General features: G+C 35.6%; 29 protein-coding genes and 1 other annotated feature. Of the genes, 22 read left to right on the top strand and 7 right to left on the bottom strand.

Going from position 1 to position 26,020, the window contains the following annotated elements; translation table 11 throughout:
- Positions 1 to 13 precede the first annotated feature (13 nt).
- From KGF86_RS09305 to KGF86_RS09265, 9 genes are all read left to right on the top strand, one after another.
- Positions 14 to 502: a GNAT family N-acetyltransferase gene (locus tag KGF86_RS09305; protein ID WP_211741671.1), complete on the top strand. Its 489-nt coding sequence runs from the start codon at positions 14 to 16 to the stop codon at positions 500 to 502.
- A 14-nt stretch (positions 503 to 516) separates the two neighbouring features.
- Positions 517 to 918 (top strand): VOC family protein, encoded by a 402-nt coding sequence (locus tag KGF86_RS09300; protein ID WP_211741670.1) that lies wholly within the window; start codon positions 517 to 519, stop codon positions 916 to 918.
- Between the two features lie 173 nt (positions 919 to 1,091).
- A complete protein-coding gene (locus tag KGF86_RS09295; RefSeq protein WP_211741669.1) occupies positions 1,092 to 1,382 on the top strand; it encodes a HesB/YadR/YfhF family protein in 291 nt (96 codons plus the stop codon).
- Between the two features lie 64 nt (positions 1,383 to 1,446).
- Positions 1,447 to 1,620 carry a hypothetical protein gene (locus tag KGF86_RS09290; RefSeq protein WP_186870001.1) on the top strand — a complete coding sequence of 58 codons (174 nt, stop codon included), beginning with the start codon at positions 1,447 to 1,449 and terminating at the stop codon, positions 1,618 to 1,620.
- A gap of 129 nt (positions 1,621 to 1,749) precedes the next feature.
- Positions 1,750 to 2,922 carry a hydroxymethylglutaryl-CoA synthase gene (locus tag KGF86_RS09285; protein ID WP_211741668.1) on the top strand — a complete coding sequence of 391 codons (1,173 nt, stop codon included), beginning with the start codon at positions 1,750 to 1,752 and terminating at the stop codon, positions 2,920 to 2,922.
- 115 nt (positions 2,923 to 3,037) lie between these two features.
- The gene (locus tag KGF86_RS09280) at positions 3,038 to 3,694 is read left to right on the top strand and encodes a ribonuclease H family protein (RefSeq protein WP_211741667.1); all 657 of its coding nucleotides are present in this window, start codon (positions 3,038 to 3,040) and stop codon (positions 3,692 to 3,694) included.
- Between the two features lie 238 nt (positions 3,695 to 3,932).
- Positions 3,933 to 4,754 carry an SDR family NAD(P)-dependent oxidoreductase gene (locus KGF86_RS09275; RefSeq protein ID WP_211741666.1) on the top strand — a complete coding sequence of 274 codons (822 nt, stop codon included), beginning with the start codon at positions 3,933 to 3,935 and terminating at the stop codon, positions 4,752 to 4,754.
- A 78-nt stretch (positions 4,755 to 4,832) separates the two neighbouring features.
- Positions 4,833 to 5,573 (top strand): YkgJ family cysteine cluster protein, encoded by a 741-nt coding sequence (locus tag KGF86_RS09270; RefSeq protein WP_211741665.1) that lies wholly within the window; start codon positions 4,833 to 4,835, stop codon positions 5,571 to 5,573.
- Between the two features lie 70 nt (positions 5,574 to 5,643).
- Positions 5,644 to 6,507 carry an AraC family transcriptional regulator gene (locus KGF86_RS09265; RefSeq protein ID WP_186870006.1) on the top strand — a complete coding sequence of 288 codons (864 nt, stop codon included), beginning with the start codon at positions 5,644 to 5,646 and terminating at the stop codon, positions 6,505 to 6,507.
- A gap of 47 nt (positions 6,508 to 6,554) precedes the next feature.
- On the opposite strand, the gene helD is transcribed toward KGF86_RS09265, so the two are convergent.
- The 3 genes from helD to KGF86_RS09250 form a co-directional block, all read right to left on the bottom strand.
- Entirely contained in the window at positions 6,555 to 8,828 is a 2,274-nt protein-coding gene (helD, locus tag KGF86_RS09260; protein WP_211741664.1) for an RNA polymerase recycling motor HelD, read from the bottom strand.
- Positions 8,829 to 9,036: 208 nt separating this feature from the next.
- On the bottom strand, positions 9,037 to 9,414 hold the full coding sequence (locus tag KGF86_RS09255; protein WP_211741663.1) for an SLAP domain-containing protein: 378 nt from the start codon (positions 9,412 to 9,414) through the stop codon (positions 9,037 to 9,039).
- Between the two features lie 132 nt (positions 9,415 to 9,546).
- Positions 9,547 to 10,329 (bottom strand): nucleotidyltransferase domain-containing protein, encoded by a 783-nt coding sequence (locus KGF86_RS09250; RefSeq protein ID WP_211741662.1) that lies wholly within the window; start codon positions 10,327 to 10,329, stop codon positions 9,547 to 9,549.
- A gap of 105 nt (positions 10,330 to 10,434) precedes the next feature.
- On the opposite strand from KGF86_RS09250, the gene KGF86_RS09245 reads away from it, so the two are divergent.
- A complete protein-coding gene (locus tag KGF86_RS09245) occupies positions 10,435 to 10,860 on the top strand; it encodes an OsmC family protein (protein ID WP_211741661.1) in 426 nt (141 codons plus the stop codon).
- A gap of 240 nt (positions 10,861 to 11,100) precedes the next feature.
- Here the strand turns inward: KGF86_RS09245 and KGF86_RS09240 are convergent, their stop codons facing one another.
- Complete coding sequence (locus KGF86_RS09240; RefSeq protein ID WP_211741660.1) at positions 11,101 to 11,568, bottom strand: CBO0543 family protein; 468 nt, start codon at positions 11,566 to 11,568, stop codon at positions 11,101 to 11,103.
- A 223-nt stretch (positions 11,569 to 11,791) separates the two neighbouring features.
- On the opposite strand from KGF86_RS09240, the gene KGF86_RS09235 reads away from it, so the two are divergent.
- From KGF86_RS09235 to KGF86_RS09215, 5 genes are all read left to right on the top strand, one after another.
- Positions 11,792 to 12,382, top strand: a complete 591-nt coding sequence (locus KGF86_RS09235) for a TetR/AcrR family transcriptional regulator (RefSeq protein WP_211741659.1) — start codon at positions 11,792 to 11,794, stop codon at positions 12,380 to 12,382.
- 140 nt (positions 12,383 to 12,522) lie between these two features.
- Entirely contained in the window at positions 12,523 to 12,864 is a 342-nt protein-coding gene (locus KGF86_RS09230) for a DMT family transporter (RefSeq protein ID WP_211741658.1), read from the top strand.
- Positions 12,864 to 13,175 carry a DMT family transporter gene (locus KGF86_RS09225; RefSeq protein ID WP_211741657.1) on the top strand — a complete coding sequence of 104 codons (312 nt, stop codon included), beginning with the start codon at positions 12,864 to 12,866 and terminating at the stop codon, positions 13,173 to 13,175. Before KGF86_RS09230 ends, KGF86_RS09225 begins: the two co-directional genes overlap by 1 nt.
- Before the next feature lie 129 nt (positions 13,176 to 13,304).
- Positions 13,305 to 14,603: an IS91 family transposase gene (locus KGF86_RS09220; RefSeq protein WP_211741656.1), complete on the top strand. Its 1,299-nt coding sequence runs from the start codon at positions 13,305 to 13,307 to the stop codon at positions 14,601 to 14,603.
- Between the two features lie 334 nt (positions 14,604 to 14,937).
- On the top strand, positions 14,938 to 15,888 hold the full coding sequence (locus tag KGF86_RS09215) for an RNA polymerase sigma factor (protein WP_211741655.1): 951 nt from the start codon (positions 14,938 to 14,940) through the stop codon (positions 15,886 to 15,888).
- 137 nt (positions 15,889 to 16,025) lie between these two features.
- Here the strand turns inward: KGF86_RS09215 and KGF86_RS09210 are convergent, their stop codons facing one another.
- Complete coding sequence (locus KGF86_RS09210; RefSeq protein WP_211741654.1) at positions 16,026 to 16,616, bottom strand: cell wall hydrolase; 591 nt, start codon at positions 16,614 to 16,616, stop codon at positions 16,026 to 16,028.
- A 307-nt stretch (positions 16,617 to 16,923) separates the two neighbouring features.
- Here KGF86_RS09210 and KGF86_RS09205 point away from each other — a divergent pair, with 307 nt between their 5' ends.
- The gene (locus KGF86_RS09205) at positions 16,924 to 17,400 is read left to right on the top strand and encodes a hypothetical protein (RefSeq protein ID WP_211741653.1); all 477 of its coding nucleotides are present in this window, start codon (positions 16,924 to 16,926) and stop codon (positions 17,398 to 17,400) included.
- Here KGF86_RS09205 and KGF86_RS09200 read toward each other — a convergent pair.
- A complete protein-coding gene (locus tag KGF86_RS09200) occupies positions 17,385 to 17,609 on the bottom strand; it encodes a hypothetical protein (protein ID WP_211741652.1) in 225 nt (74 codons plus the stop codon). The genes KGF86_RS09205 and KGF86_RS09200 overlap by 16 nt on opposite strands.
- A gap of 88 nt (positions 17,610 to 17,697) precedes the next feature.
- Entirely contained in the window at positions 17,698 to 18,969 is a 1,272-nt protein-coding gene (locus KGF86_RS09195) for an ATP-binding protein (protein WP_211741651.1), read from the bottom strand.
- Positions 18,970 to 19,124: 155 nt separating this feature from the next.
- Positions 19,125 to 19,351 (top strand) — a binding site (T-box leader).
- A 44-nt stretch (positions 19,352 to 19,395) separates the two neighbouring features.
- Here KGF86_RS09195 and argS point away from each other — a divergent pair.
- The 6 genes from argS (at position 19,396) to rpsN (ending at position 25,811) form a co-directional block, all read left to right on the top strand.
- Positions 19,396 to 21,078: an arginine--tRNA ligase gene (argS, locus tag KGF86_RS09190; protein ID WP_211741650.1), complete on the top strand. Its 1,683-nt coding sequence runs from the start codon at positions 19,396 to 19,398 to the stop codon at positions 21,076 to 21,078.
- A 122-nt stretch (positions 21,079 to 21,200) separates the two neighbouring features.
- The gene (gene trhA, locus KGF86_RS09185) at positions 21,201 to 21,839 is read left to right on the top strand and encodes a PAQR family membrane homeostasis protein TrhA (protein WP_186870020.1); all 639 of its coding nucleotides are present in this window, start codon (positions 21,201 to 21,203) and stop codon (positions 21,837 to 21,839) included.
- 322 nt (positions 21,840 to 22,161) lie between these two features.
- Positions 22,162 to 23,145, top strand: a complete 984-nt coding sequence (locus KGF86_RS09180) for a metal-binding protein ZinT (RefSeq protein ID WP_211741649.1) — start codon at positions 22,162 to 22,164, stop codon at positions 23,143 to 23,145.
- A gap of 108 nt (positions 23,146 to 23,253) precedes the next feature.
- On the top strand, positions 23,254 to 24,270 hold the full coding sequence (locus tag KGF86_RS09175; protein WP_186870022.1) for a CobW family GTP-binding protein: 1,017 nt from the start codon (positions 23,254 to 23,256) through the stop codon (positions 24,268 to 24,270).
- A gap of 44 nt (positions 24,271 to 24,314) precedes the next feature.
- Entirely contained in the window at positions 24,315 to 25,514 is a 1,200-nt protein-coding gene (locus tag KGF86_RS09170) for a GTP-binding protein (RefSeq protein WP_186870023.1), read from the top strand.
- A gap of 27 nt (positions 25,515 to 25,541) precedes the next feature.
- Positions 25,542 to 25,811 carry a 30S ribosomal protein S14 gene (gene rpsN / locus KGF86_RS09165; protein WP_211741648.1) on the top strand — a complete coding sequence of 90 codons (270 nt, stop codon included), beginning with the start codon at positions 25,542 to 25,544 and terminating at the stop codon, positions 25,809 to 25,811.
- Positions 25,812 to 26,020: the final 209 nt, after the last annotated feature.

The following is a 26,020-nucleotide window of genomic DNA, read 5'->3' as shown; positions in this document are numbered from 1 at the left end:
ATTTCTGTAAGCTATGATCCAAATAAAAAAAGCAAATACAACCCATGTTTCAGGAATTGTAAAAGTATGTACGGAAGCTAATTGGGCTACCTATCATAACATATATTCGAAGGAATATATCGAGTCAATCATTGCTACGTATTATCATAATGAACGGATTTTAGAAGAAGTTTCGAGCTCATCTAAGGATTGGGGCGGATATTTTGTTGCCTTAGATCAAGATGAAGTAGTTGGTGTTACTGGTGGAGGTATGATTAGTGATTTGGATGCAGAGGTTTATGTATTGTACTTAGACCCTCATCGAAGGAATGAGGGTATTGGAAGTCTGCTACTAAATGCTGTTACAGAACAACAAAAAGAGTTTGGCGCGAGAGTTCAGTGGGTGTCTGTCCAAAAGGGGAATATGAAAGCAATACCTTTCTATGAAGCAAAAGGATTTAAAGTAATAACAGAAGAAGAGTCGGATGGATACCAATCACTACGTTATTCACGACAAATATAATGAGGAGAAATTAAATGGATCATTTTATTAAACGAGTTGGAACAACATATATACCAGTCCGGGATCCAGAACAGGCTTCAAAATGGTATCAAGCTAAACTTGGTGCAAAAGAAAACTATTGTGATGAAAATAAGTCAATATTAGACTTTGCAAATCAAAGTTTTTTCCTTGTGAAATCTATAAAAGGGGAAAAGGTTGGGTTTCAGGATTGGAATGGGAGAGAGCATTTCTCTTTAACCTTTGAAGTAGATGGACTGGAACAATTAAACGCGTTTCATGCCTTCTTAAAAGCAAATGGAGTAAAAGTTGGAGAAATAGAGGACCGAGGACACCCAGGAAATAACTTTGTGTTTTTTGATCAAGATGATAATATATTTGATGTATGGAGTGAACTTAGTCCGAGTTATAAAAAATAATAGATATCCAGACCTCTCTATACGTATTTGGGGAGGTTTTTCTATACGGTAAGATAAGCTTTACAGACAAATTGTCATGTTATTTTCATATCGACCAAGTCATATACTCCATATTTTGAGTTAAGCTATAGTAGAATAAGAATTGTAAGAAATATAAGGATTGAGGTGTACCAATGGGGTTACAAGTAACAGAAGATGCAGCGAAATGGTATATAGACGAAATGGGCTTAGAAGAAGGTGATTATGTTCAATTTTTCCTTAAAATCTACGGTGGTATTAAAACGGAACATCCTAATTACTTTCTAGGAATATCGGTTGGATTAGATGGCGAAATAGCAGCGAAGCAAGAGGTAACTGGGATTACCTTCTATTTCGGTGAGAAAGATGCCTGGTTTTTAGATGAATTTGATATGAAGGTAGTCATGGGCGAAGATGAAGTAGAATATCAATTCACAGCAAGGTAGACAAGAAATAAGTTAATCTTTCATGGACATAATAATTCTTGACCATATTTTGAGGAGGATTAGGATGTCAGAAGAAAATAAGAATAAAAACCGAGATACAGGTAGACAGAAGAACCATGGTATTAAATATAATACGGAACCAGAACGAAACGGAAAACAGGATGTCGAAATAGCTAGTGATAGTGAATTCTTAACTCTAGATGGGAAGAAAAACAAACGTAAAAGAGATAATGGCTAGTTTCCAAATGGAGCTTGTTCCAATGTTACCCGGACAAGCTCCATTACTAATTTCAGAAATTATATTTGTGTGATTATTCACAAACAGATATAATGGGGGAAGAGAAACTGTTTCAAAGGAGAAAAAAACATGAAAATTGGTATAGACAAAATTGGTTTTTACGCACCACATATTTATGTAGATATGGAGAAATTAGCTGAAGCAAGAAACATAGAGCCAGCTAAGTTTACGATTGGAATTGGACAAAGTCAAATGGCTGTAGCGCCAATTACTCAAGATTCTGTTACACTAGCTGCAAATGCAGCACTTGAAATAATAGATGACGAGGATAGAGAGAAAATAGATTTTGTTATTTTTGGATCTGAGTCAGGGATTGATCATTCTAAATCTGGTGCAGTGTATGTCCACCAGTTATTAGGACTACAACCTCAAGCCCGTGCAGTAGAAGTGAAGCAAGCTTGCTATGGAGCTACTGCTGGGATTCAAATGGCCAAAGGGCACATTGCCTTAAATCCAGAAAGTAAAGTGTTAGTATTAGGTTCTGATATTGCACGATATGGTTTAAATACGGCAGGAGAATCCACACAAGGTGCTGGCGCCGTAGCGATGATTATTAGTGCTAACCCTCGTATTATGGAACTTGAGAATCATAATGTGTATTTAACAAATGATATTATGGATTTCTGGAGACCTATATATTCAGATAAGGCATTTGTAGATGGGAAATTCTCCAATGAACAGTATATTTTGTTCTTTAATAAAGTATGGGAAGCGTTTAAATCAAAATCAGGTTTGAATCTTTCTGATATGGAAGCAATTTGCTATCATTTACCATATACAAAAATGGGCTTAAAGGCGTTACGAACTGTTATTGATGAAGCCCCTGAAGAAGTAAGAGAACGTTTATTAGAAAACTACCAAATAAGCACACAGTATAACCGTAATGTTGGAAACATTTATACTGGATCATTATATTTAAGCTTACTTTCTTTACTGGAAAATAAGGAAGATTTAAAAGAAGGCGTACGGATTGGAATGTTTAGCTATGGTTCAGGTGCAGTAGGAGAATTTTTCACTGGTGTTCTTCAACCAAATTATCGAGAGCACCTTCACATTGAAAGCCATCAACGTATATTCGATACACGTAAGGAAGTTACTATTGAGGAGTATGAGGCTATATTTGAGGAAACATTACCGCGAGATGGAGCAGATATCGAATTAAATATTGAACAGGATCCTGCTAGCATCGTGTTAAGTGGAACAGTTGATAATAAAAGGCAGTATGTAAATAAAAATAGTTAAAAAGAAAAAGAACTCTAGCATTGCCTGGAGTTCTTTTATAATGTGCAAAATGGTATGATGTATTTGTTTCAGTGGAAAATATAATTATTAAAATTATAAAGAGGATGATTTTTTCATGAAAATCAAAATGGAAATGATTTATAAGACGCCAACGGGAACAGAGACTTGCTTTTACTCGGATGAAATGAATCCTGAAAAAGCGCTCTTACTAGCAAAGGACCTTGAAAAAACAGGTCGGGTAAAGGAGCTAATTTTCTATGATAATTATGATACCACGTGGATGTATAAAGAATTGAAGAAATATGTAGAGAGTGTTGATTCTGAACCACATAACGTGGTGGTCTTTTTTGATGGCGGGTTTGATTTGGAAACCAAAAAATCTGGTTTAGGTTGTGTCATATATTATGAACAAGACGGGAAACAATATCGTATTAGAAAAAATGCTTTAGTAGAAGAGCTGAATACAAATGGTGAAGCAGAATATGCCTCGCTTTATTTTGCAATTGGAGAATTAGAGTTGCTTGGTGTTCATCACTTACCAGTAACATTTACAGGAGATTCACAAGGCGTTATGAATCAATTAAAAGATGAATGGCCGTGCTATGAGGAAGAATTATTACGCTGGATAGAACGAATCGAGAAAAAGCTTGAACAGTTGGGGATTACACCTGACTACAAGTTAATTCCTAGGAAAAAGAACCGTGAAGCAGACCATTTAGCCACGCAAGCAATGAATGGAATTGAAATAGCAAGCAACAGTGAACTGACTTAACCTATTCCATTAGCAGGATTAGCATTTTAAAATAAGCATCTGATTAGATGTTTATTTTAAAAATTTATAAAAGTGACAATACAATGAATGTTATCAGAATGATAGTTCATTTCTTGAACATTATATTATAATAAAATGGAAAGCTCCCATTCGTAAACTACTCAAGTCAATCATGATTAACCCTAAAAATGTAAGCGCTTAAAACGAAGGGGATAAATAAAAAAATGGAGGGGTAGTCATGAGTTCGAATAAGATGGTTGCTATTGTTACGGGTGGTGCATCAGGAATAGGAAAGGCAATTTGTATGGAACTAGTAGAAAATGATGTGTATGTGATTATCGTAGATATTAATGAATCGGAAGGGAATAAATTAGAAAAGGAACTGAACGAAGATAGGAATCGATCCAGATTTGTAAAGGTTGATGTAACCAGCTATTCCAGTGTTCACGAATGTATTCATGCAGTATATGCAGAATTTGGAAGGTTAGATTATTTATTTAACAATGCAGGTATTGCAATGTACGGTGAACTAGATGAAATGTCTATTACCGATTGGGAAGATATCATAGATATTAATGTGTGGGGAGTGGTATATGGAACACAGATTGGCTATTCTATTATGAAAAAGCAAGGATTCGGCTACCTTGTTAATACTGCTTCTGCTGCGGGACTTGGCCCATCCCCAATCTCATCCGCTTATGCTACTACAAAACATGCTATTGTAGGGCTTACTACATCCCTCCATTATGAAGCCAAAGAATTTGGTGTTAACGTTACTACTCTTTGTCCTACCTTTGTTGATACTCCAATCTTTGATAAAGCTAAATCCTTTAATATTAATAAATCTATCATGAAGAAACAGTTAGATAAGCAGAAATTGATGTCACCGAATAAGTTGGCGAAGATCACATTGAACGGAGTTCATAAAAATAAGCCAGTCGTGTGTCCAATGCCACTTCGGAATACAATGGATATCATTTTTACGATTTTCCCACCATTACACAATAGGTTAATGGATGCTGTATGTAAAGTGAGTAGGAAGGCTAAAGCCACAGAATAAAACAGTTTACAATTAACGGATAGTAATTGAGAGTGGTTTAAGGTAGAATGTATGGTAGAAATTTATGGGAGATTAGTTATGACAAATCAATATTTAGCTCTTGAAGAAATTCAAGAAAAATGTAATCAGTTAACAAATGAATATGAAGTAGATGAAGAAAAGTTTTATTCTATTGTGGAGAAATGGGCAGAAAAGGACGTTCAATTAGAACAAAAGCTTCTATCTAGTTTTACTGAATTACTAGATGTTGTAAGTTCTGAGATTACTAATATGGAGAAGCATGTTGGATTAGCCCCTACATGTCGATTAGGCTGTTCATTTTGTTGTTATTTTCCAATTATTATTAATGAAATGGAAGCCAAATTTATGAAGCAGGCAATAGAGAATTTTCCAGCAGAGCGAAAAAAAGCAATTCGCAATCATCTCATCCATTATTATGACAAATATGGGGACCAAATAAGTGAAAATAATAAGCTTGATTTTGCGAATGATGCTGATTTTAAATTGAAGTATCGTAAATCACTAACACCATGTCCAATGTTGAATACGGAAACTAATCAATGTATAGCCTATGAAATTAGACCGATTCCTTGTCGGACATATATGAATTATACTAACCCTACTGTATGTAAAACGAATCTTATGCCGAAAGAAACCATTAGTTTTGAGTTCCTCTATTCTGAATACATGGGGGCCTTAAATGAATTCCTCCAGTTCTTGTATGAAGAAGGGGATACAGGCTTTGTTCAGTATCCAGATGATTTATATAAGCAGGATTATTTGACGAATTGGATGAAGGATCTTATCAATCTGTCTTAAGTGAGCATGGGTAGACAGGAAGCGACTATTCCAAGCTGATAGACTACTAGTAGTGAAGGGAGTAGGGATTATGGAGAGGCTACAAAGAATGGTTGAAAGTATTGCGTATATAGAGGATAATCTTGAAGCCGAACTAGTCATGGAAGATATCGCAAGGATAGCTTATATGTCTAAGTTTCATTTTCAGCGCATGTTTACAATGCTGACTGGATTTACTGTAAGTGAATATATTCGAAATAGACGTATTACGAAAGCGGCTCAAGAGCTTATAAATTCTAATGCTAGAGTGATTGATATTGCTTTGAAGTACGGGTATGAAAGTCCTGAAGCTTTTACAAAAGCATTCCGAGGTATACATGGTATTAGTCCCTCTATGGCTAAGAAGAATAGCCATTCTTTAAAGGCCTATCCTAAGCTTTCTTTCCATATTCAGATAAAGGGAGATGTCGAGATGGAGTATAAGATTGTTGAAAAAGAGGCATTTACGGTAGTGGGAAAAAGTATTAATACAACGACAATAGGAGGAGATAATCATCGTGCTATTGCTGCATTTTGGGAAGAATCAAATTCAAATGGATTTTCCGAGGAGCTTGCAAAAAACTGTGGAGAGTTAGGTTTGTTAGGCATTTGTCTCGACTTCGATCATCAATTGGAAAACATGACCTACTTGATAGCTGCTGAAAAGAATATTGAGGTGGTTCCAACTGATTGGATAGAAAGAGAGATTTCAAGTGCAACTTGGGCAGTGTTCCCCGTTCATGGTGCGATGCCAGATGCAATGCCAAAAGTTTGGCAAAGAATATTTACAGAATGGTTCCCTTCAACAGGTTATGAACATTCCGGTGGACCGGAGATGGAAGTTTATCTAAGTAATGGGGACCCATCCTCAGACAAGTATTATAGTGAAATATGGATTCCGATTAAAAAGAAATAAATGAAAAGAGTATGTCACCAAGTAAAGTTTGGTGACATACTCCTTGTTTAATTTAATGCTTCTTGTATGAAGATACATGGTGTTCCCTTTGTTAAAATGGTTAACGAATGCATTGCTCTGGTGCAAGCAGTGTAAAACAGTGTTCTATCCAATTCCTGGTCATAATGCTCCTTTGAAGCATCCGGAATAATTACAGCATCAAATTCTATTCCTTTTGCTAAATAAACCGGTACTACTACGATACCTTTTTCGAACGAATAAGTATCTTCTTTAATTTGTTTCAGTGAGACTTTATCCTTTAACATCTCATATAATTCATTACTTTCTTTTAGCGTTTTACAGATGACAGCAATGGTCTCATAGTTTTTTGCCTTCAAGTCTTGTATGAGTTTTTTCAAATTTGTTGATACATCACCTTGACTTTCTATGATCTGAGGTGGTTCTCCATCTCTTTCAAATGGCTCAATCATATCGCCGCCAGGAGCGAATTTTTTCGTGAACTCAACAATTTGCTTAGTGGAACGATAGCTTTTCGTAAGGACAATCCGTTCGTGATTTTCGGAGATATACTCTGGAACTAAAGGATTTTCTGTCGAAGCATAAGTGTATATAGCTTGATTAATATCTCCTAATAGGGTCATTCGCGTATATGGGAAAATTTCTTTCATGTACGAGAACTGGAAAGCGGAGTAATCTTGTGCCTCATCAATAAATAAGTGGCGGATTGACCTATTTTCCTTATCTCCTAACAGCTTTCCTCGGAAATAACGATATGGTGTAGCATCCTCCCACGTTAAATGTTTATTCGTTAGGTATTGCTTTGTTAATTCCTTTATTTTGTCCCAATTATCTGGAAGAAAGCTTGTTGTCCAATTCATAAACAGCTGCTGGTATGTTGTTAGTGTATTAACAAAAGCATACTTTTTAATTTGCTTTTTCACTCCTGCAAATTGCTTCTTCACAACAATATTTCGTAATATATCCTCTTCTATGCTAGGATCATCTTCATCAACGCGTTGATTCCCATAGTAAGCTTGTAGGTATTCTTCCTTATCCAGTAACTCAATTTGTTCTAATACCCAATCCTTCGATTTTTCTTTCTGTTGATGAATTTTGATCTCTTGAAGGAGCCATTTAGCTACTAGTTCCATTTTATTCGGAATGGATATCGATTCATCTAGTGAATAAAAGTAGTCTGCTATAGACTCTTTAGAGATTAAAATGTCACCACGAAATGTTATATTCCGGAATTGAATCCCCCTGGATGTTAGGGAAGAAAGATATTCATCTATTAATGTCTTATATGCGATACTCGATTTGAGTTTCATATTGACCTGTCTGATGGATAATTCTGCTGTATCTTTATCCGTTAGCATAAATTCCATTTGTTCAAAAGGCGATTCAATCTTAATATCTTTTTCGATACCATCACGTAAAAAGTCATAAAAAGTAGTCTGACTAATATTGGTTTCACCTAATTCTGGTAATACATTGGCAATGTAACTTGAGAAGAGGGGGTTTGGTGAAAATAATAATAAGTTCTCGTTATTAAGACTGTCCCTAAACCGATATAATAGGTAAGCAATACGCTGTAGGACAGCAGAAGTTTTTCCACTTCCTGCTACACCTTGCACAATTAGTAATTTACTATGCTCATTCCGAATGATTTTATTTTGTTCTCTTTGGATCGTAGCAACGATGCTTTTCATTGTGGTACTTGCATTGTTACCTAAAGCTGCTTGAAGTAAGCTATCCCCAATTGTTACCCCTGTATCAAACATTCCTTTAATCTTACTCTGCCTTATGATGAATTGCCGCTTTAACGATATTTCTCCTTCAATCGTATCATCCATTGTCTCATAATAAGCTGCACCAGGTGAGAAATCATAATATAGACTAGAAATAGGGGCACGCCAATCGTAAATAAGGAACTCTTCATCATCCAGGTCCATGAGGGAAGCGATACCGATATATATTTTCTCCTTTTTACCTCCTGGCTTTTCAGAGAAATCAATTCGTCCAAAATATGGCGATTCTTTGAGTAACCTTAACGTCTTAAGTTCTTTACCGATAGAGCCATGGGATCTTTCTCGTTCAGCTAATAACTCAGCTTGTTGTTTTAAACTGGCTTGCGTTTCAATTACATCGTCCGGCTCATCTAAATTCACGGTTACATCTTCCCAGAAGTTCTTCCGTAAATCAACGATGCTTTCTTTAAGACCACCCGCTTTGGAAAATAACTTTTCTTCCTTGATGTTGATTTCTTGAACGACCTTATCTACCCGATTTTGCTCTTTCTGTCTTTCTGCGTCGTGACTCATTCCATCAACCCCATTTCTTCTTTTTTTTATTATTGTTGACTTTCCATAATTGTGATGTTATAATATAATTGGATATATATTTAACTAAATATGGAAAAATAGACACTTTTTTAGTATAGCACATGTATATTACTTAATCAACGCTTTTTCCTAATGGAAGGACTGGATTCATATTCTTTCCTTTCATTAGGAAAAAGCGTTTTTGCTTTTACCGAGTTATTTCTAATCTTCCGTCCTTAATGTTACTGTTTTCTTGATAACTACCGACAGGAAATATAAATGTCCATGGCATACTGGTTTTAGCTTTCACTAGCAGATTAGGTATAGTAAACGTATGCTCCGCTAATGTTCTATCTTGTAGCTTTAGGGATAGCTTTTCTTGATTAAAGGTATAATCGGATTCTGTAGTATTATGCACAATTACGATGACAAGTAATTCTCTTTTATAATTCCAATCAATCCTTAAGGGTGTGAACTGAATTGGATCGGCTGTCAATGCTGCTTTTTTAAAGGTTTCCTCAACTAAGGTTCTGTCCTGTTGAGAAATTGTTTTGTTCCACGCTGACTCATATTGAAGTGTCTGCATCTATTTATTCTCCTTTTTATCGGTATATTCATCCAGGGTAATTTGCTTGATCATAACCTTATTCATTTATCTTATAGAAAAGGATGAAGTTTGAAAAGAAGAAAGGTAGTTTAGTTTTCATACTGAACAATATTATGTATATTCCAGTTCGTTTAATGTTTCTCGAAAAATTTGGTTTAATCGCTCGGTTACATCTATACGATTAACATTTAAAGATGCTTTTGTTGATTCTATTCGGCTCATTTCATTTTGTGTGAATTGTAGGATAACCGTAGTTTGTAACGTTTCATCTAAATTGCCTTGCCTTTTATTGTTTAGCAATGTCTGTATCAGGATTTTTATGTCATCCTCTATAATGAACTCATCAACTAGTTGTTGAAAGTTAACAGGAGGGAAGACTTGATACTTCTCTATCCATTTCATGGCAAGTATGGGGCGTACTATATTCAGGAGGTTCTTTATATTCACTTCGGTTTCTTTGTTTGCTTTAGAATAATTTTTTCTTGCCATATTAAAGTAATGTAGAATACAAGATTTTGGATTAAAAGCTAAAGGTAAAATATCTCTAACGGGATTAATGGTGGGATAAAATTGAAAGTAACGAATTGGAGAATATATCCATTCGTAGAGAGTAGGGTTTGATTTGCGAATCAGTCTTAATGCCTTTGTAAGCTCCCAACCACTCAATTCTATATTATGTACTTTTCCCTCCAAGACATCACGTTTCTTTCCAGTTCCAATTGGGTCAATACTTAAGTAGTAGTTAGTTGGATGGACATATATAAAGCGGACATCATAATCACTCATTTCTGACTCTATTCCCCATGCACGACTTCCTCCTTCGCATGCATATATGGTTTTTATTTGGTGCTCTTCTTCTAGCTGTTTCAGTAGTGTCCATATTTTTTCTTGCATATTTAATCCTCCATCTAAGAAATTGGTACAATCAAAATGGTTGTAAATATAGTAGAAACTAGGCAAACTAAGTTAGAAGATATTTTAATTAATGGAGGGTTTACTATGGAAATGAACATTAAATGGAATGATAAAATGTCCTTCACAGGATTTACTCCATCTGGTCACGAGATTCAAATGGATGCTGCAGAAACTGTCGGTGGAGAAAATAAAGGTCCAAGGCCAACTGAGTTATTATTAAGCGCTGTTGCTGGGTGTACAGGAATTGATATTATTTCCATTTTGAATAAAATGCGATTAAATCCAACTTCCTTTCAAATGAATGTTACGGGAGACCGTGCAGAGGAGCATCCGAAAAAATTTACTAAAGTAAATATTCACTATTCACTGGAAGGTGATCTTCCTGAGGATAAAGTAATAAGAGCAATAGAATTATCAAAAGATAAATATTGTTCGGTGTCTCATTCCTTAAGTGCAGAAATCACGGTTAGTTATTCTATTAATGGTGTACAAGGAGAGAAAATTATATAAATATTCGTTGGTTGGGACCAACTGTTTCAAGCAATGAATCATCTGTACTAGTGTTTATAGATCTAGGGTGCTCCGGATATATTTGGTATGGTTTCGCCCCGTAACAGGAATAGAAAGTCATCGAGGGCGATAATTTGTTTTAGGTAGCTAGTTGATTCCGTGAGAGGGTCCAATACTATCCTAAAGTGAGGAATCTAATGTACATCCGGAGCTCTTTAGCATTCGATGTGTTTATTCTGTTTATACGTTTTTTTCTTTATATAACCGTATTAATTTACGAATAATGATAAAATTATAATAGATAACCAAATATACAATAGGATAAGTTAGCGCAGAATACAGGAGCTTCCAAGAATTATAATAAAACGTTCCTACTTGTACACTTATATATTCGTATATAAGTGCAAAAATCGTCCATGCTACGATATAACTCACTTTTACGCTTTTCCGTTTATCATATGGAAAGTAATTAAGGAATATTATCGTAAATAAAGGATATATACCAAAAACAATCCATAATGTACGATATTCTACCCCCTCATTAAAATAACCATATAAGTTATAGTTGAATTCCAACAAGATATCAGTTAATAATTGAAAAACGATAGAAAACAATGATGCCGTATACATTTCGATATAGGATATTTTTTTAGGCATGAGAATGAATATTCCTAGTGCAATAATGATAGAAGTAATGATAAATACCATGTTTGAACTCCTTAGTTGAAGTTAATGTTATTGTGATTCGATAGAGCATATTTATACTTATATCCATATAATAGTTAATGACTGTAACGGAAATTTAAAATAACACATTCCGATTTAAAAAGTTTGTCAAACGAAAAATCGCCCTTTACACGCTACTCGTATTGACTTTTTTGAAAATTACTGTATAATGAATGACAATCAGTCATTTTCGTGGAGGAAGTCAATGGATAATAAGAAAGAGCGAATTATACATGCAGCAATGGACGTTTTTACAGAAAAAGGATTAGAAAAAACGAAAGTATCCGATATTGTTAAAAAAGCCGGTATTGCTCAAGGTACCTTCTACATTTATTTTTCTTCCAAATTATCTGTTGTCCCATCTATTGCAGAAGTTATGGTGGAAAAAACGCTGAGTGAAATTATTAAAAAGGTAAATAAAAATGATCCTTTCTCTGAGCAAATGAAAGATGTAATTGATGTTGCCTTTTCTGTTACGAAAGAATATCGACAAATATTCGCACTCGTATATGCTGGTTTAGCTTCGACGGACTATCTACAAGAGTGGGAAGCACTATATTCACAGTACTATTCCTGGATGAGTAGATTTCTTGGAGAAGCGAAAGAGGCAGGAACCTTACGTCAAAATTTAGATCCAGACCAAACGGCGGTATTACTTATCGATCTTATCGAATCTGCTGCTGAGCAAACATTTCTTTATTCACATGGGGATAAGGATATGGAAGCAATTAAGAAAAAAGAAGTGTGGGAGTTTTCTATGTATGGTCTAGGAGTAAAGGTTGAACAGAACAATTAAATGCCAACATGACGCCAATGAAGTATGATGCTAGTTGATGGTTTGATGGAAAGCTTATAGATTATTTCCTTTTATGAAGGAAATTTTCTTTTAAAGAAAAATGACTGAATGTCAGTCACGGGATGATGGAGAGTGTTAAAATGAATAAATCTTGGATTTATGTTGGATTAACGAGCTTAGCTGAGTTGGTTTGGATTTATGGGTTTAATACGGCATCCACTTGGTGGCATTGGACATTGATTGTTGCATTTATATTATTAGATTTACACTTTTTGGCAAAAGCATGTGAAGGACTACCTACGGGTACGGTTTATGCAATTTTTGCAGGATTTGGGACGGTTGGAACATTTTTGATGGACATTTTCATCTTTGAGGAACAGATTAGTTTATCGAAAGTCTTCTTTATTCTACTCATTATTGCAGGGGTTATAGGCTTAAAATTATCGGATGATAAAAACGATACGAAGGGAGTGCTAGAATAATGGGTTGGATATATATTATATTAGCTGCAGTGAATGAGTTAATTGGTGTTTGGGGATTGAATCGATTCAGTCAAAAAAGAAATGTCGCCAATGCAGTTCTTTATGCAGGTGGTCTTGGTCTCTCTTTCGCATTCATTTATGCTTCTTTTAACTATCTTCCTACCAGTATTGCTTATGCAACTTGGACTGGTGTTGGAACGGGTGGCGTCGTTTTAATGAATATGCTTTTTTTTGGAGAATCTAAAAGCTTGATACGAATCGTAAGCTTACTGGCGATTATCATCGGTGTTACGGGCTTAAAGGTCGTTTAGAAAAAGGATGCCTGTCATATCCCATGTTCAGCATGAATATGAGATGTGACAGGCATCTTTTTTCAAAGATAAGAAAGTATAAAAATTTTGGCTCTACCACAGTGTTTCACGCTGTGGTATTTTTAGTATATGGAGAAAAACATCTTAAAACGAATCTTTTTTGATGAGCATCAACATTGGGAAGCATTTAAGAATAAATATGGAGAACGAATCCGTCCAATTGTCATCAAAGAGGTGGAAAAGTTTCGTGACTGTGGGGACCCTAAAAAAGGATTCAAACTCTATGTTTGTGAAGGATGCAATGACGTGCGACATGTCCCTTTTCGATGTAAAGGACGTTTTTGTACGACCTGTTCTGTAGGAGAAAGCGAAGAATGGAGTCGTATCCTTACAGAAGATGTGTTACAAGTAAACCATCGCCATGTAATTTTTACAATAGATGAAAATTTACGGGATATCTTTCTATGGCACCGGGAGCTTTTGAAACCGCTCATGGATGAGGCTGCAAGGTTAATTACGGGATATTTTCAAAAGAAGGCAAAAGTGAAACCAGGAATAATAGCTGGCTTACATACGTTTGGGTCAAAAGTGAATTTCAACCCACATGTCCATATGTTAGTGACAATGGGTGGAATTACGGACAAAGGAGAGTGGAAGACGTATGACTTTATTCCATTTGCGATGCTTCGGAAACAATGGCAGACGGTGGTGTTGAAGTTCATTCGTAAACACTTACCGAATAGAGAAAAGAAAAGAATCCAACCAAGACTCCAAAAGGCTTTTTCCAATAATGGGGAAGGCTTCTATGTGTATGCCCCAAAACAAAGAGGAAAGGTGAAGGATCAACTACGTTATATTGGCCGTTATATTCGTCGACCAGCGATTGGGATCAATCGTATCGAAGAATATGATGGTCAACATGTGACTTTCAACTATATTGATAAAGTAGATGGTAAGGAAAAACCTGAAACGGTAACAGTGGAAGAATTTATTATTCGGTTAACCCGCCATATTCCTGATGAACAATTCAAGACAATTCGTCACTATGGTATGTATTCTAGAAGAAGTAAGAGCTTAAGCAAAAAGCTGTTAGCTACATGGCAACAAGGAACAAGACGCTGGATATTAAAAGTAAAGAAGACAATACGCCGTCAAACATGGAGAGAGCGTATTATTTCTAGTGGTCAAAAGGATCCACTTGTGTGTCCACATTGTGATAACTACTATGAATACAAGGGAGAAGTGTGTCTTGAGGATGGAAAATTAGAAATAAAGATTGCATTAACGAAAGAAGCAAAGAATTATTTAGAAAGGGTGATTCACTATCGCGCAGACCAACAAACGCAAAAAAGGGAAGAAGAAAAAAGGAACCGACCACTTACGCCCGAAGAAGACATACGTCAACTATCATTGTTTAACGTGTCATGAAGAAGAAAAGATTCCGTATAACGTAGTAGAAGAGTTTGATTTGATGGATGGTGGAGATCCAACCACTCCACCAAGATTCAGCTGTGAACAATGTGAAGGAGAAATGTATCCGGAGTATTATAAAGGAATACATGGACAGGAATATAAATTATCCGATGTCCTCTAGTCATGGCAAACAGAAAGGACCGGGCTGGTTTATGCCCGGTTTTTCTTAAGTATAATCCTAATGGTATGGGAGACTATTGAACTATTTTATAAGTATGTAAATTTTTTTGGTTCGCCTAGTATAATTTTTTGCTTGTTATTCGTTGAAATAATAAATAGGGGGGATGAGATGTCTTCAATAGAAGAACGAACATTACAATTTACGAAAAAATCAAGAGAATTAAGAGAGGAATTTAGTGAACTTATTATTAGCTTTCGGGAGGATTTATGGAATTATTGCCGGTATATAACAGGCTCTCCTTGGGATGGAGAGGATTTATTTCAGGAGACATTGATTAAAGCATTTGGTGGATTTTATCAGGTGTGGCATCCAGAAAATCCTAAATCCTATTTATTTAGGATAGCAACTAATACGTGGATAGATCAATGTCGTAGAGAAAAGCGGATTGTCGGGACATTGGAGGATGTAGCAGATCCAACCGAAGAATTTTCGGATAATCTAGAGATAGAGGCCGCATTAAATTATTTAGTAAACTTATTTACTCCTAGACAGGTTGCGGTATTTTTACTTGTAAAAGTATTTCAATTTAAAGCGGAAGAAGTTGCTAGTATTGTCAAGACAACAAAGGGTGCTATATACTCCGCTATTAGAAGAATGGAAGCTAGAATAGGGAAGGAAGATTTTTCGGCAAAAGGAGAGGAAAAGAATAAAAATCAAGTTATAAAACACAATCCAGTTATTAGCGCTTATATTAACGCCTTAAATAACGGTGACTTAGAAGCAATGTTTAACTTAGTAAGTGATGATTTGCATCACGAAGCATCCTTAGGGTTTCAAGAGTTCAATAAGGATACGATGCGAAAAGGTTCGATGCTACATGGCCTACCACCATACAGAGCAGAGGAGCGTTGGTTATGGGGAAAGCGGGTTATTGTAAAGATTGTAGAGGATGATAATGGGCCCTTCATTCATGACATTCAATATCATGAAATAGAAAATGATACGATTGTTTATCATCGTAGTTATTATTTCAGAATAGAATTTATTGTGGCAGCAGCAAAGGAGCTCGGTATGAAACCACAATTAGAAAAGTTCCCAATTGGATGGGATAAAAAATAGCGTTGACTTTGGTAACGGATATGGTACGTGGTCATTACGTTGTATGGAAGGATTTAGATGGAAATATAGTAGTGGCTTATCAGTATAATAAAATCAGGTATTTGTGAAGGAAGAAATCACAGAATACCTGATTTTGTTTATTTTGCAAAACGGTGGTTACCTATCGTAATCGTAGTTTCGCGGGTTGTAATCCAATTACTGGTAGATGTTTTAGGATTGTAAAAATAAATGGAACCATCACCTTGTCCACGGAATGCGATAGCTTCATTTACAGCTTTCATGTCTTCTGATGTGTAGCTTGTGTTAATCTGACCGTTTTGCACAGGGGTAAATGCATAATGTCCGCCTGCAGAGCGCTCATAAATAACATCTCTTATTGAGTTCGGAAATTCTTGATGGTCAACACGGTTCAAAATAACAGTTGCTACGGCTACTTTTCCTGCATATGGCTCACCCTTTGCCTCTGCATGAACTAGCTTGGCCATCAGTTCTTTGTCAGCTTGAGCTATTGTATCCGGGACTTGGATGATGTCCCCAATGAATAATGGATTACCAGATTGATTGTTTGCTATTTGCAAATTGGCTATAGTGGTACCATGTTTTTGGGCAATAGACCAAAAGGAGTCTCCTTTTTGTACTGTGTATGGAGCAGCACCAGCTAGTGTAGGAAATGCTATTATAGAAAGCGATAAAGTCGCTGTAATTAGAAGCTTTTTCAGTTTATTCATCATGTGAACCTCCTAGTTGTATTGGCTATCTACGAGATTACTAGATGTAACATCATTTATCAGTAGTAAAAAATGGTAATCGTATTTATGGATGGTTAAAGTTAGAAGGGAAAAGGTATTGCGACACTAGTGGAATTATTTACCTAATGTGTAATGTTTCTAGAAAGTGGTATGTTTACCATTAGAAGGGGGGAACATTACAGTTGTTTCAAAATGATGACGGTGTTCGTTAGTTATGCAAGGTGGGGACAAAGTTTGCTATGCTAATAGAGGTCTATGAGTTTTTTCTAAGGAAGGAAAATAAATCGTGAGTAAATGGTTTCTAGTAAATAGCATATTTTTTATGGTAGTGGTATGGAAGGTACTTGGCCACTATTCATACCCTAATATAGGGGTACATATTTGGTTCGGAATAATAGGGGCTATTCTTATTCTCTATAATTGGACAAGACATGCTGTGTTTCAAACGATTCGAAATGTCCTAAGTAGAAGGACAAAAATATGGCTAGCGAATATTTCTAAACGAGTCGTCACAATCCATCGATGGACAGGAAATATTGCATTTGGTCTGTTATCAATCCATGCCTTCTTGGTTATTTCTCGTTATGGATTTTCATTACAGCATACTAAAATGGTTGTCGGTTTGATCGCATTGGCTATCTTGGCTATTCAAGTTTTAACTGGATGGTTACGCTTGTTTAAACCAACTATTCGACTTAGATTTTTTCACTTATATACAGGCATGGTTCTTTTTTTCCTTATATGGATTCACATCCTCCTATAAATAGTACTTAAAACAAAATAAAAAGAACCGTTTTCCCATTGCTTTGGATTTCGGTTCTTGTGTTTGGTGCGGTATAGGTAGTCTTTTTTTGTCTTTGTTTTTCTTGTTCTTAAATCTAGATGCACAAAAGGGCTGCGGTTAATTTCAGGATTGAGTCTTCCTTCGCGAATTTGTTTTTCGCGTTTTTTTAATGCTTTTGACTTACCCATTTTATCACTCCTAATATAGTAGTAAGTAAATTATATAGGAAATAATACAAATAAGAAATAAAAAAGTAGGAAGCTTTTATCCTTCCTACTAAAAACCAACTCGGCCCGTGCTTGGTTCTGATATCCAATCTTGTTTTTGTGCTTTTCTAGTATTTTCTTGTAAATCATTGATTATTTTATCAATGTTTACATGTTTATTATAATGCGATTCTAAGGCAATCGACATATAAATTTCATTCAATTGTGAAATAGACAGACCTTTTGTCTTTTGTACTAATTCTTCGATAGCGGAATTAGTAAGAAATTCGTCAATTCCTTTTTTATTTACAATGTACTCTCTTCTTAGTACCTCATCTGGTTGCTTTATTTCATATGCCCGGTCGAACCGTCCTGCACGATTAATTAATGCAGGGTCTATTTTCTCAGGGTAGTTAGTGGTTCCGATTAAAAATATCCCTTCCTTAGTCGTTGCTCCATCTAATGTATTCAAAAAGACCGAACGAGCTTCAGTTGGCATAGAATCGATATCCTCAATTACGAGAACCATAGGTGCAAGCCTTAACACTTTAGAGAAAATTTCTCTTATAGAATAACTCGAGGTGTATTCGGTAATTTGCCAATACACAATTGGAGCTGACACACTTCCAGCAATAGACTTCACTAGAGTTGTCTTTCCATTTCCTGGACTACCATATAATAAAATGCCTCTTTTATAAGGTATGTTATATTGTTTAAAGAATTGGCCACTATTGAGGAAAAATTCATCAATGGAGCGGAATATATCGGATTTAAGACTCTCCTCTAATAAAACATCCTCTCGATTAATTTGATGTGTAATTTTTTCCTTAGAACGGATAAGGCCATCTTCTGTATCGGTAAAAATCGTAATTCCATTTAACATATAATTCTTTTCCATATTTTCAAAATAAGAAACAAATTCTAGAATTTGATCATCACTTTTGGCAAATAATAAATTTTCATTATATTGATGATGGAATGTGTAGATTGGAATGGTTACTAATGCAACTTCAAACTGTGAAAAGTAAAAAATATTATTTAATGTAGAGTACCTCACTGTATGTTTGCCTCTTTCCTTCATAACGAGGTCAGATAATCCAACAGAATCATAAACATGCGCAATGATTTCAATATCATTAGGATGGTTATGGAGGATTTCTTGAATAACATCACTTGAATCGGCAAATCTCTCAGAATCCGTATTATAAAGCATAAATCCGTCACCTTTATGTAAGGTTAGATAATCAATTATCTTATTAATTACACTCGCGTATGTAAAATAATTCGTGTTTTCTTTACTATGCTCATCTAAATAATGAATTAGTGTGTTAATTTTATTCATTGACAAATCCTTTCTATCATTAAGTTATGGTGAAATTATACTATAGTGCCATTATTATTACTATCAAAATTAGTAAGATAATTTCGAGTTTTGCTATAGACAAAATGTTCGTGACAATGATTAGCTTAATCTGTTATACTATTTTCAATTATTAGCGAAAATCGATGAAAAAGAGAGTAGTTGTTTGTGAGGCTTAGCGAGCTAGGGTTTGGTGGGAGCCTAGTGCTTGTACAGACAATGAACCGGACTTTGGAGATGCTTACCTGAAATAATAGTAGGGATGGCCGGGGGAGAACCTCGTTAACAATACTTGAGTGGTTTTTAATGATGTTAAAAACAAATGGAGTGGTACCGCGGGATCATGATAGCTCTCGCCTCTTAAAATTCATAAGAGGCGAGGGCTTTTTTATATAGGAGGGAAAAGACATGATATTTAAACAAGTGTTTGCAGAACAAGTAACCAAATTAGTAGAGGGAATAATTCCGTATGAAACTGTTTTGAAGATGATTGAAAAACCGAAGTATGAGTCCCATGGAGACTTTGCTTTCCCTTGTTTTGAGCTAGCCAAGCATTACGCGAAATCTCCGAGCCTCATTTCAGCAGAGCTAGCAGGAAAGATTGATGCACCTTTATTTGAAAAAGTAGAATCAGTCGGTGGTTATATTAATGTCTTCTTACAGAAAGAAAAGGTAGCATCACAGACTATCCAATCAATTCTAGAAAAGAAAAATCATTATGGTGATGAAATGATTGGAAACAATAAAACGATCACGATTGATTTTTCTTCGCCAAATATTGCTAAACCATTTTCAATGGGACACTTGAGATCAACGGTTATTGGGAATGCATTATCCCTTATTGCGGAGAAAAGTGGTTATCAGGTTATTCGTCTCAATCACCTTGGTGACTGGGGAACACAATTTGGTAAGCTTATCGTAGCTTATACGAAATGGGGGATAGAAGAGGAGGTTCGAAAAAGTCCGATAAAAGAATTGCTAGCACTATATGTGAAATTTCATCAAGAGGCGGAGAAGGACCCTTCCTTAAATGATTTAGGTCGAGCTGCATTTAAGAAACTGGAGCATGGGGATGAGGAAACCATTCAATTATGGCGATGGTTCCGTGATGAGTCACTAAAGGAATTTATGAAAATATACAATCAACTAGGAATATCATTTGATTCCTTTGATGGAGAAGCGTTCTATAATGAGAAAATGGAGAAAGTAGTCAAGCAATTATCCGCTAAAGGTTTATTAGTAGAGTCACAAGGTGCTTATGTAGTGGAATTAGAAGGGTTCCCCCCTAGCCTTATTAAAAAAAGTGATGGAACGACATTATATGCTACCCGTGATCTAGCAGCAGCTATCTATCGTCAGGAGACTTACCAGTTTACAAAGTCGTTATATGTAGTAGGTTATGAACAGACACTACACTTCAAACAGCTGTTTGCAGTACTAGAAAAAATGGGATATTACTGGCAAAAAGGAATGGCACATATTCCGTTTGGTATGATATTAAAAGAAGGAAAGAAAATGTCTACCAGAAAAGGGAAACTAGTTTTATTGGAAGAGGTTATTGAAGAAGCGATACAATTAGCTTTACGTAATATTGAAGAAAAGAATCCTAATTTATCAAATAAAGAAGAGGTAGCGAAACAAGTCGGGGTAGGGGCAATTATATTCCATGATTTAAAGAACTTTCGTTTACATGATATTGAGTTCTCATTAGAAGATATGCTGCGTTTTGAAGGGGAAACAGGACCATATGTTCAATATACACATGCACGTGCAGCATCTTTATTGAGGAAGGGGAAGTATGTAGAGCAATCGAATGATGGGAGTACATTTATAGATCCAGAAGCATGGCCGATTATTAAGCTACTTATGGATTTTCCACAAACCATTACGAGAGCATTGGATGATTATGATCCATCACAAATTGCAAAAATCTTACTGGATATCTCCAAATCCTTTAATAAGTATTACGCGGTTGTCAAAATATTAGATGAGCCACATAAACAAGCAAGACTTTCATTAGTATATGCCGTTAACATTGTTTTAAAAGAAGGTTTACGTTTATTGGGAATTAAAGCTCCAGAAGAAATGTAACTTCATGCTATAATGAAGTATATGGATTAACAGTTTTGCAGTACGAAGAGTTATTAAAATTGTTTTATTTAGTCATACTGGATTAATGTTAACGAATCATAATGAAGTAAAGGATGATGGGATTGGCAGAAACACATACCTTTTCGAAGGGTGAGGAAATCGCTAATGCGATAACACATGGCATAGGGGTTGTACTTAGTATTGCTGGGTTAGTATTACTTATCGTATTCGCTGCATTGAATGGAACTGCTTTACATGTAGTTAGCTTTACTATCTTTGGTGCAACAATGGTTATATTGTACACATCTTCTACATTAGTGCATGCACTACCACAGGGTAAAGCAAAAGATTTATTCGAGATATTTGATCATTCATCTATTTACTTATTTATTGCTGGAACATATACTCCATTTACATTGCTAGTGATTAAAGGTTCTCTAGGTTGGTCAATGTTTGGAATTATTTGGGGCCTAGCAATAGCGGGAATAGTATTTAAAGCTTACTTTGTAAAGAAGTTCCTTTTTACTTCCACGCTATTATATTTGTTAATGGGGTGGATGGTAGTATTAGGATGGAACCGAATTGTTGAAAATTTAGCACATGCAGGGGTTGTGTTACTCGTTGTTGGTGGATTATGCTACACCATTGGAACGGTATTCTATATGTGGCGAGCATTTAAATATCATCATATGGTCTGGCATCTTTTCGTGCTTGCCGGTACTATTTGTCATTTCTTTTGTGTGCTATTGTACCTTGTGTAAGGAATTTAAGTATATGCTTATTAGAGAGTTAGGTGTCGTCCTAACTCTTTTTTTTGTTTTTCTTTTATAGTCTTTGTTGTTCCTGCATCTTCAGAAGGAAAATGTACAATCTAGGAATGCTAGAATTTTAGTATTTACTAAATACCAAGTATAAAAATATTAATAGATCTTTTGTCTACAGAATATTAGTTTTTTAAGCTATTCTACTATTGTTGAATATGAAGCGATTAAAAATACAGATAAGATTACTTGACGTTAAAAGGTTAAGCGTGTATGCTATAAATCGTAATCATTACGATTTAGGAGAGGGGAGTTATTTAATATGAAGGTCATTTTGTTGAAAGGGTTAGGTGCACTAGTTCTAATTATGATACTAGTTGGATGTCAAGATTCATCTTCGAATGAAAAGGAGCCAATAAATTCCAAGGACGAGGTACCGTCTGAGTCAAACAAGGATGCAACAGAAATTAATGTAACTATAGATGGATTAGCTGATCATTATCATACTGGTAGTACAATTCAATTAACGGCTACTACGGATAAAGAAGTAGATCATCCACATTGGCATTGGTTTATGCTAGATCCAGGAGCTTCTGAGTGGGAAGTAATTGAAGGACAAACTACGGAAAAATACGAGGGAGAAGCTAAATTGGATGGTGTACAGCTTAAAGCAGTTCTTTATGATGATAATCATGAAGTTTTGGGTGAATCTGAGCCTGTTACAATTACCATAGACGATCATCATGGACTTGGTCATGATGAAGAAGCTAAAAAAATATATGCTGGGTACTTTGAAGATAGTCAAATAAAAGATCGTACATTATCGGATTGGGAAGGTGACTGGCAGTCTGTCTATCCATATTTATTAGATGGTACACTAGATGAGGTGTTTGCTCACAAAGCAGAGGAAGATGACAGCAAAACAGTTGAAGAATACAAAGAGTATTATGATAGAGGCTATAAAACAGATGTTAATCGAATCGTAATTGAGGAAGATATTGTAACATTCTATGAAAATGGAAATGAATATTCGGGTAAATTTACGTACGATGGATATGAAATATTAGAGTATGATGCAGGAAACAGGGGAGTACGTTATATCTTTAAACATGAGGATGGAGTGGAAGGAGTTCCAACGTACATTCAATTTAGTGATCATAGTATTTATCCTACTGATTCTTATCATTTTCACCTTTATTGGGGTGATGACCGAGATGTGTTATTGAATGAATTGGATCACTGGCCTACATACTACCCATCTGAATTGGATGGAGATGGTATTGTAACAGAAATGATTGCTCATTAATTTCGATGACAATTTGAATCATATCATATTTAACACAAGGAGGGGACTGTCCCTTCTTGTGTTAGGTTTTCTTATAATAGTCGATAACACACTTAAAGGAGGTTCTAAATGCTCAAACAACATAAAATTCCTGTCACCATTTTAACCGGATTTTTAGGTGCTGGGAAAACAACGCTGTTAAACCGATTATTAAGAGATGAGCAAAATCGACGTGCGGCAGTCATTATTAATGAATACGGTGATACCGGAATTGACTCAGAGCTTGTCATAAAGACACACGAGGAAATAATAGAAATCAACAAAGGATGCATTTGTTGTAATGTACGTGGAGATTTGATTAAGGTTCTGAAAAATTTAATCGTTAAAATGGCCAAAAGGGAGATCCATTTAAGTCGAATTATTATTGAAACAACTGGACTAGCAAACCCAGCACCTGTTATTCAAACCTTTCTAATGGATGAAGTAATGGCATATTGGTTTGACATAGACAGTGTTTGTACGGTTGTAGATTCGAAGCATTTGCCCCTACATTTAGAGCAGGAAATCGCCCAGGAACAAATTGCTTTTGCGGATTTAATCATTATGAATAAAGCGGATTTAGTTTCTCAGGAGGAATTAGCAGATTTAAAGCTTCGGATTAAAAAGATGAACATGACAGCGGAAGTAATCACTACGACAAATAGTGAAGTACCCATTAATAAGCTAATAGGTGTTCAATCATTTGATTTAAGTGCGAAGCTTAAGATTCAATCGAACTTACTTACAGAATCCCATCATCATCACCATGATGACAATGTACATTCTATTATTCTAAAGTCAGACAAACCATTGTTCCTCGACCGTGTCAATAAATGGTTTACTTACCTTGTTCAAATGAAAGGAGAGTCGCTTTATCGATACAAAGGAATATTAAATGTAAAGGATATTGATAATCGAGTTGTTTATCAAGGGGTTCACATGCTATTTGCTAGTACAGAAGACCGGAAATGGAAACAAGATGAACCGAGAAAAAGTGAACTAATATTTATTGGAACAAAATTAGATGAAGAAGAGCTCAAGAAAGGATTTCGCTATTGTATAGATGAAAAATTCAAACTTCAAACTGAAGGATATTTTTTTAGATAGTTTATCGTAATGATTACGATTAACTATTGAAAGGGAGAATGTATATGACACAGAAGATACCAGTTACCGTATTAAGTGGTTACTTAGGGGCAGGGAAAACAACCTTATTAAATCATGTTTTACACAACAGAGATGGGATGAAGGTAGCAGTTATTGTAAATGACATGAGTGAGATAAATATTGATGCAGGACTTGTGGAGAATGAAGGAACATTATCTAGAGTGGATGAGCAACTGGTCGAAATGTCCAATGGGTGCATATGTTGTACACTACGAGAAGATTTATTAATTGAAGTAGAAAAGTTAGCGAAGGATGGTAGGTTTGATTATATCTTAATTGAATCAACAGGAATTAGTGAGCCTATACCTGTGGCCCAGACATTTTCATATTTGGATGATCAATTAGGGATAGACCTTAACAAATATTGTCAATTAGATACGATGGTTACAGTAGTCGATGCTAGCCGTTTCTGGCATGACTTTGGATCAGGTGAAAGTTTGTTAGATCGGAAAGAAGCGATTTCGGAGGAGGATGAACGTGAAATAGCAGATTTATTAATTGACCAAATTGAATTCTGTGATGTGCTAGTTTTAAATAAGTGTGATCTAGTGGATGAAGCTGATTTAGAGAAACTCGAACAAGTTCTAAGAAAATTACAGCCAGAAGCGAAGTTCATTAGAACGACACATGGAGTAGTAGACCCAAAAGAAATTCTTCATACGAACTCTTTTGAATTTGAGAAAGCAAGTAGTTCTGCAGGATGGCTAAAAGAGCTGACCAATGGACCTCAAGGGCATGTACCGGAGACAGAGGAGTATGGGATTGCTTCATTTGTCTATGAACGCAGGCTACCTTTTCATTCGGTACGTCTATTAAGGTTTATCGAGACTATGCCTGAAAATATCGTACGGGCAAAAGGAATTATGTGGTTAGCAACAAGAAATGATTTTTCTGTTCTACTTTCGCAAGCAGGGTTATCTGCAAACATTGAGCCACTTGCATATTGGGTAGTGGCACTTCCTCCTAGTAGAAGAGAAGCCCTTTTACAAGAAAACCCAGAAGTCATGGAAACATGGGATTTGGAATTTGGTGATCGAAAGACACAGTTAGTTTTTATTGGACTTGATTTAGATAAAGAATATATTACGAAAGAATTGGATAACTGTTTATTAACGCCAGAGGAAATGGATAGTGACTGGAGTAAACTACCAGATCCGTTTCAATGGAATATCCAAACAGTATAAGCATAATAGTGAGGAGAATAATTTAAAATGGCTAAAAAATCAAAAGTAGTAAAAGCGATGAAACAACAAAGAATGATAGAAAAGTATGCTGAAATAAGAAGAGAGTTAAAGGAGAAGGGAGATTATGAAGCGCTTCGTAAACTACCGCGTGATTCCTCGCCAACAAGACTTAAAAACCGCTGCGCTGTGACTGGGCGTCCAAGAGGGTATATGCGCAAGTTTGGAATGTCAAGAATTGCTTTCCGCGAATATGCTCATAAAGGACAAGTACCAGGTGTAAAAAAATCTAGCTGGTAGAATAATCCGCCTTATATAAGGTATTAAAAAAGTAGTCAGGAAGGTTATGTTTACAAGAAGCATAGGGGTCTTAGCTAAAATGCTAATTCTTCATATGCTTCTTTTTATATGCACGTGGATCCCTCCGTATGGACAGGACTGGAACTGCTATTTATTTATGGTTCGTGTTACTACTTTCCTACTATACTATCTAGCAGAATAGGTGTTTA

Origin of the sequence: Ornithinibacillus massiliensis (genome assembly GCF_018310345.1) — a bacterium.
GTDB lineage: Bacteria > Bacillota > Bacilli > Bacillales > Amphibacillaceae > Ornithinibacillus > Ornithinibacillus massiliensis.
The sequence above is the reverse complement of the archived record's forward strand: the minus strand, read 5'-3'. Positions and strand labels throughout refer to the sequence as shown.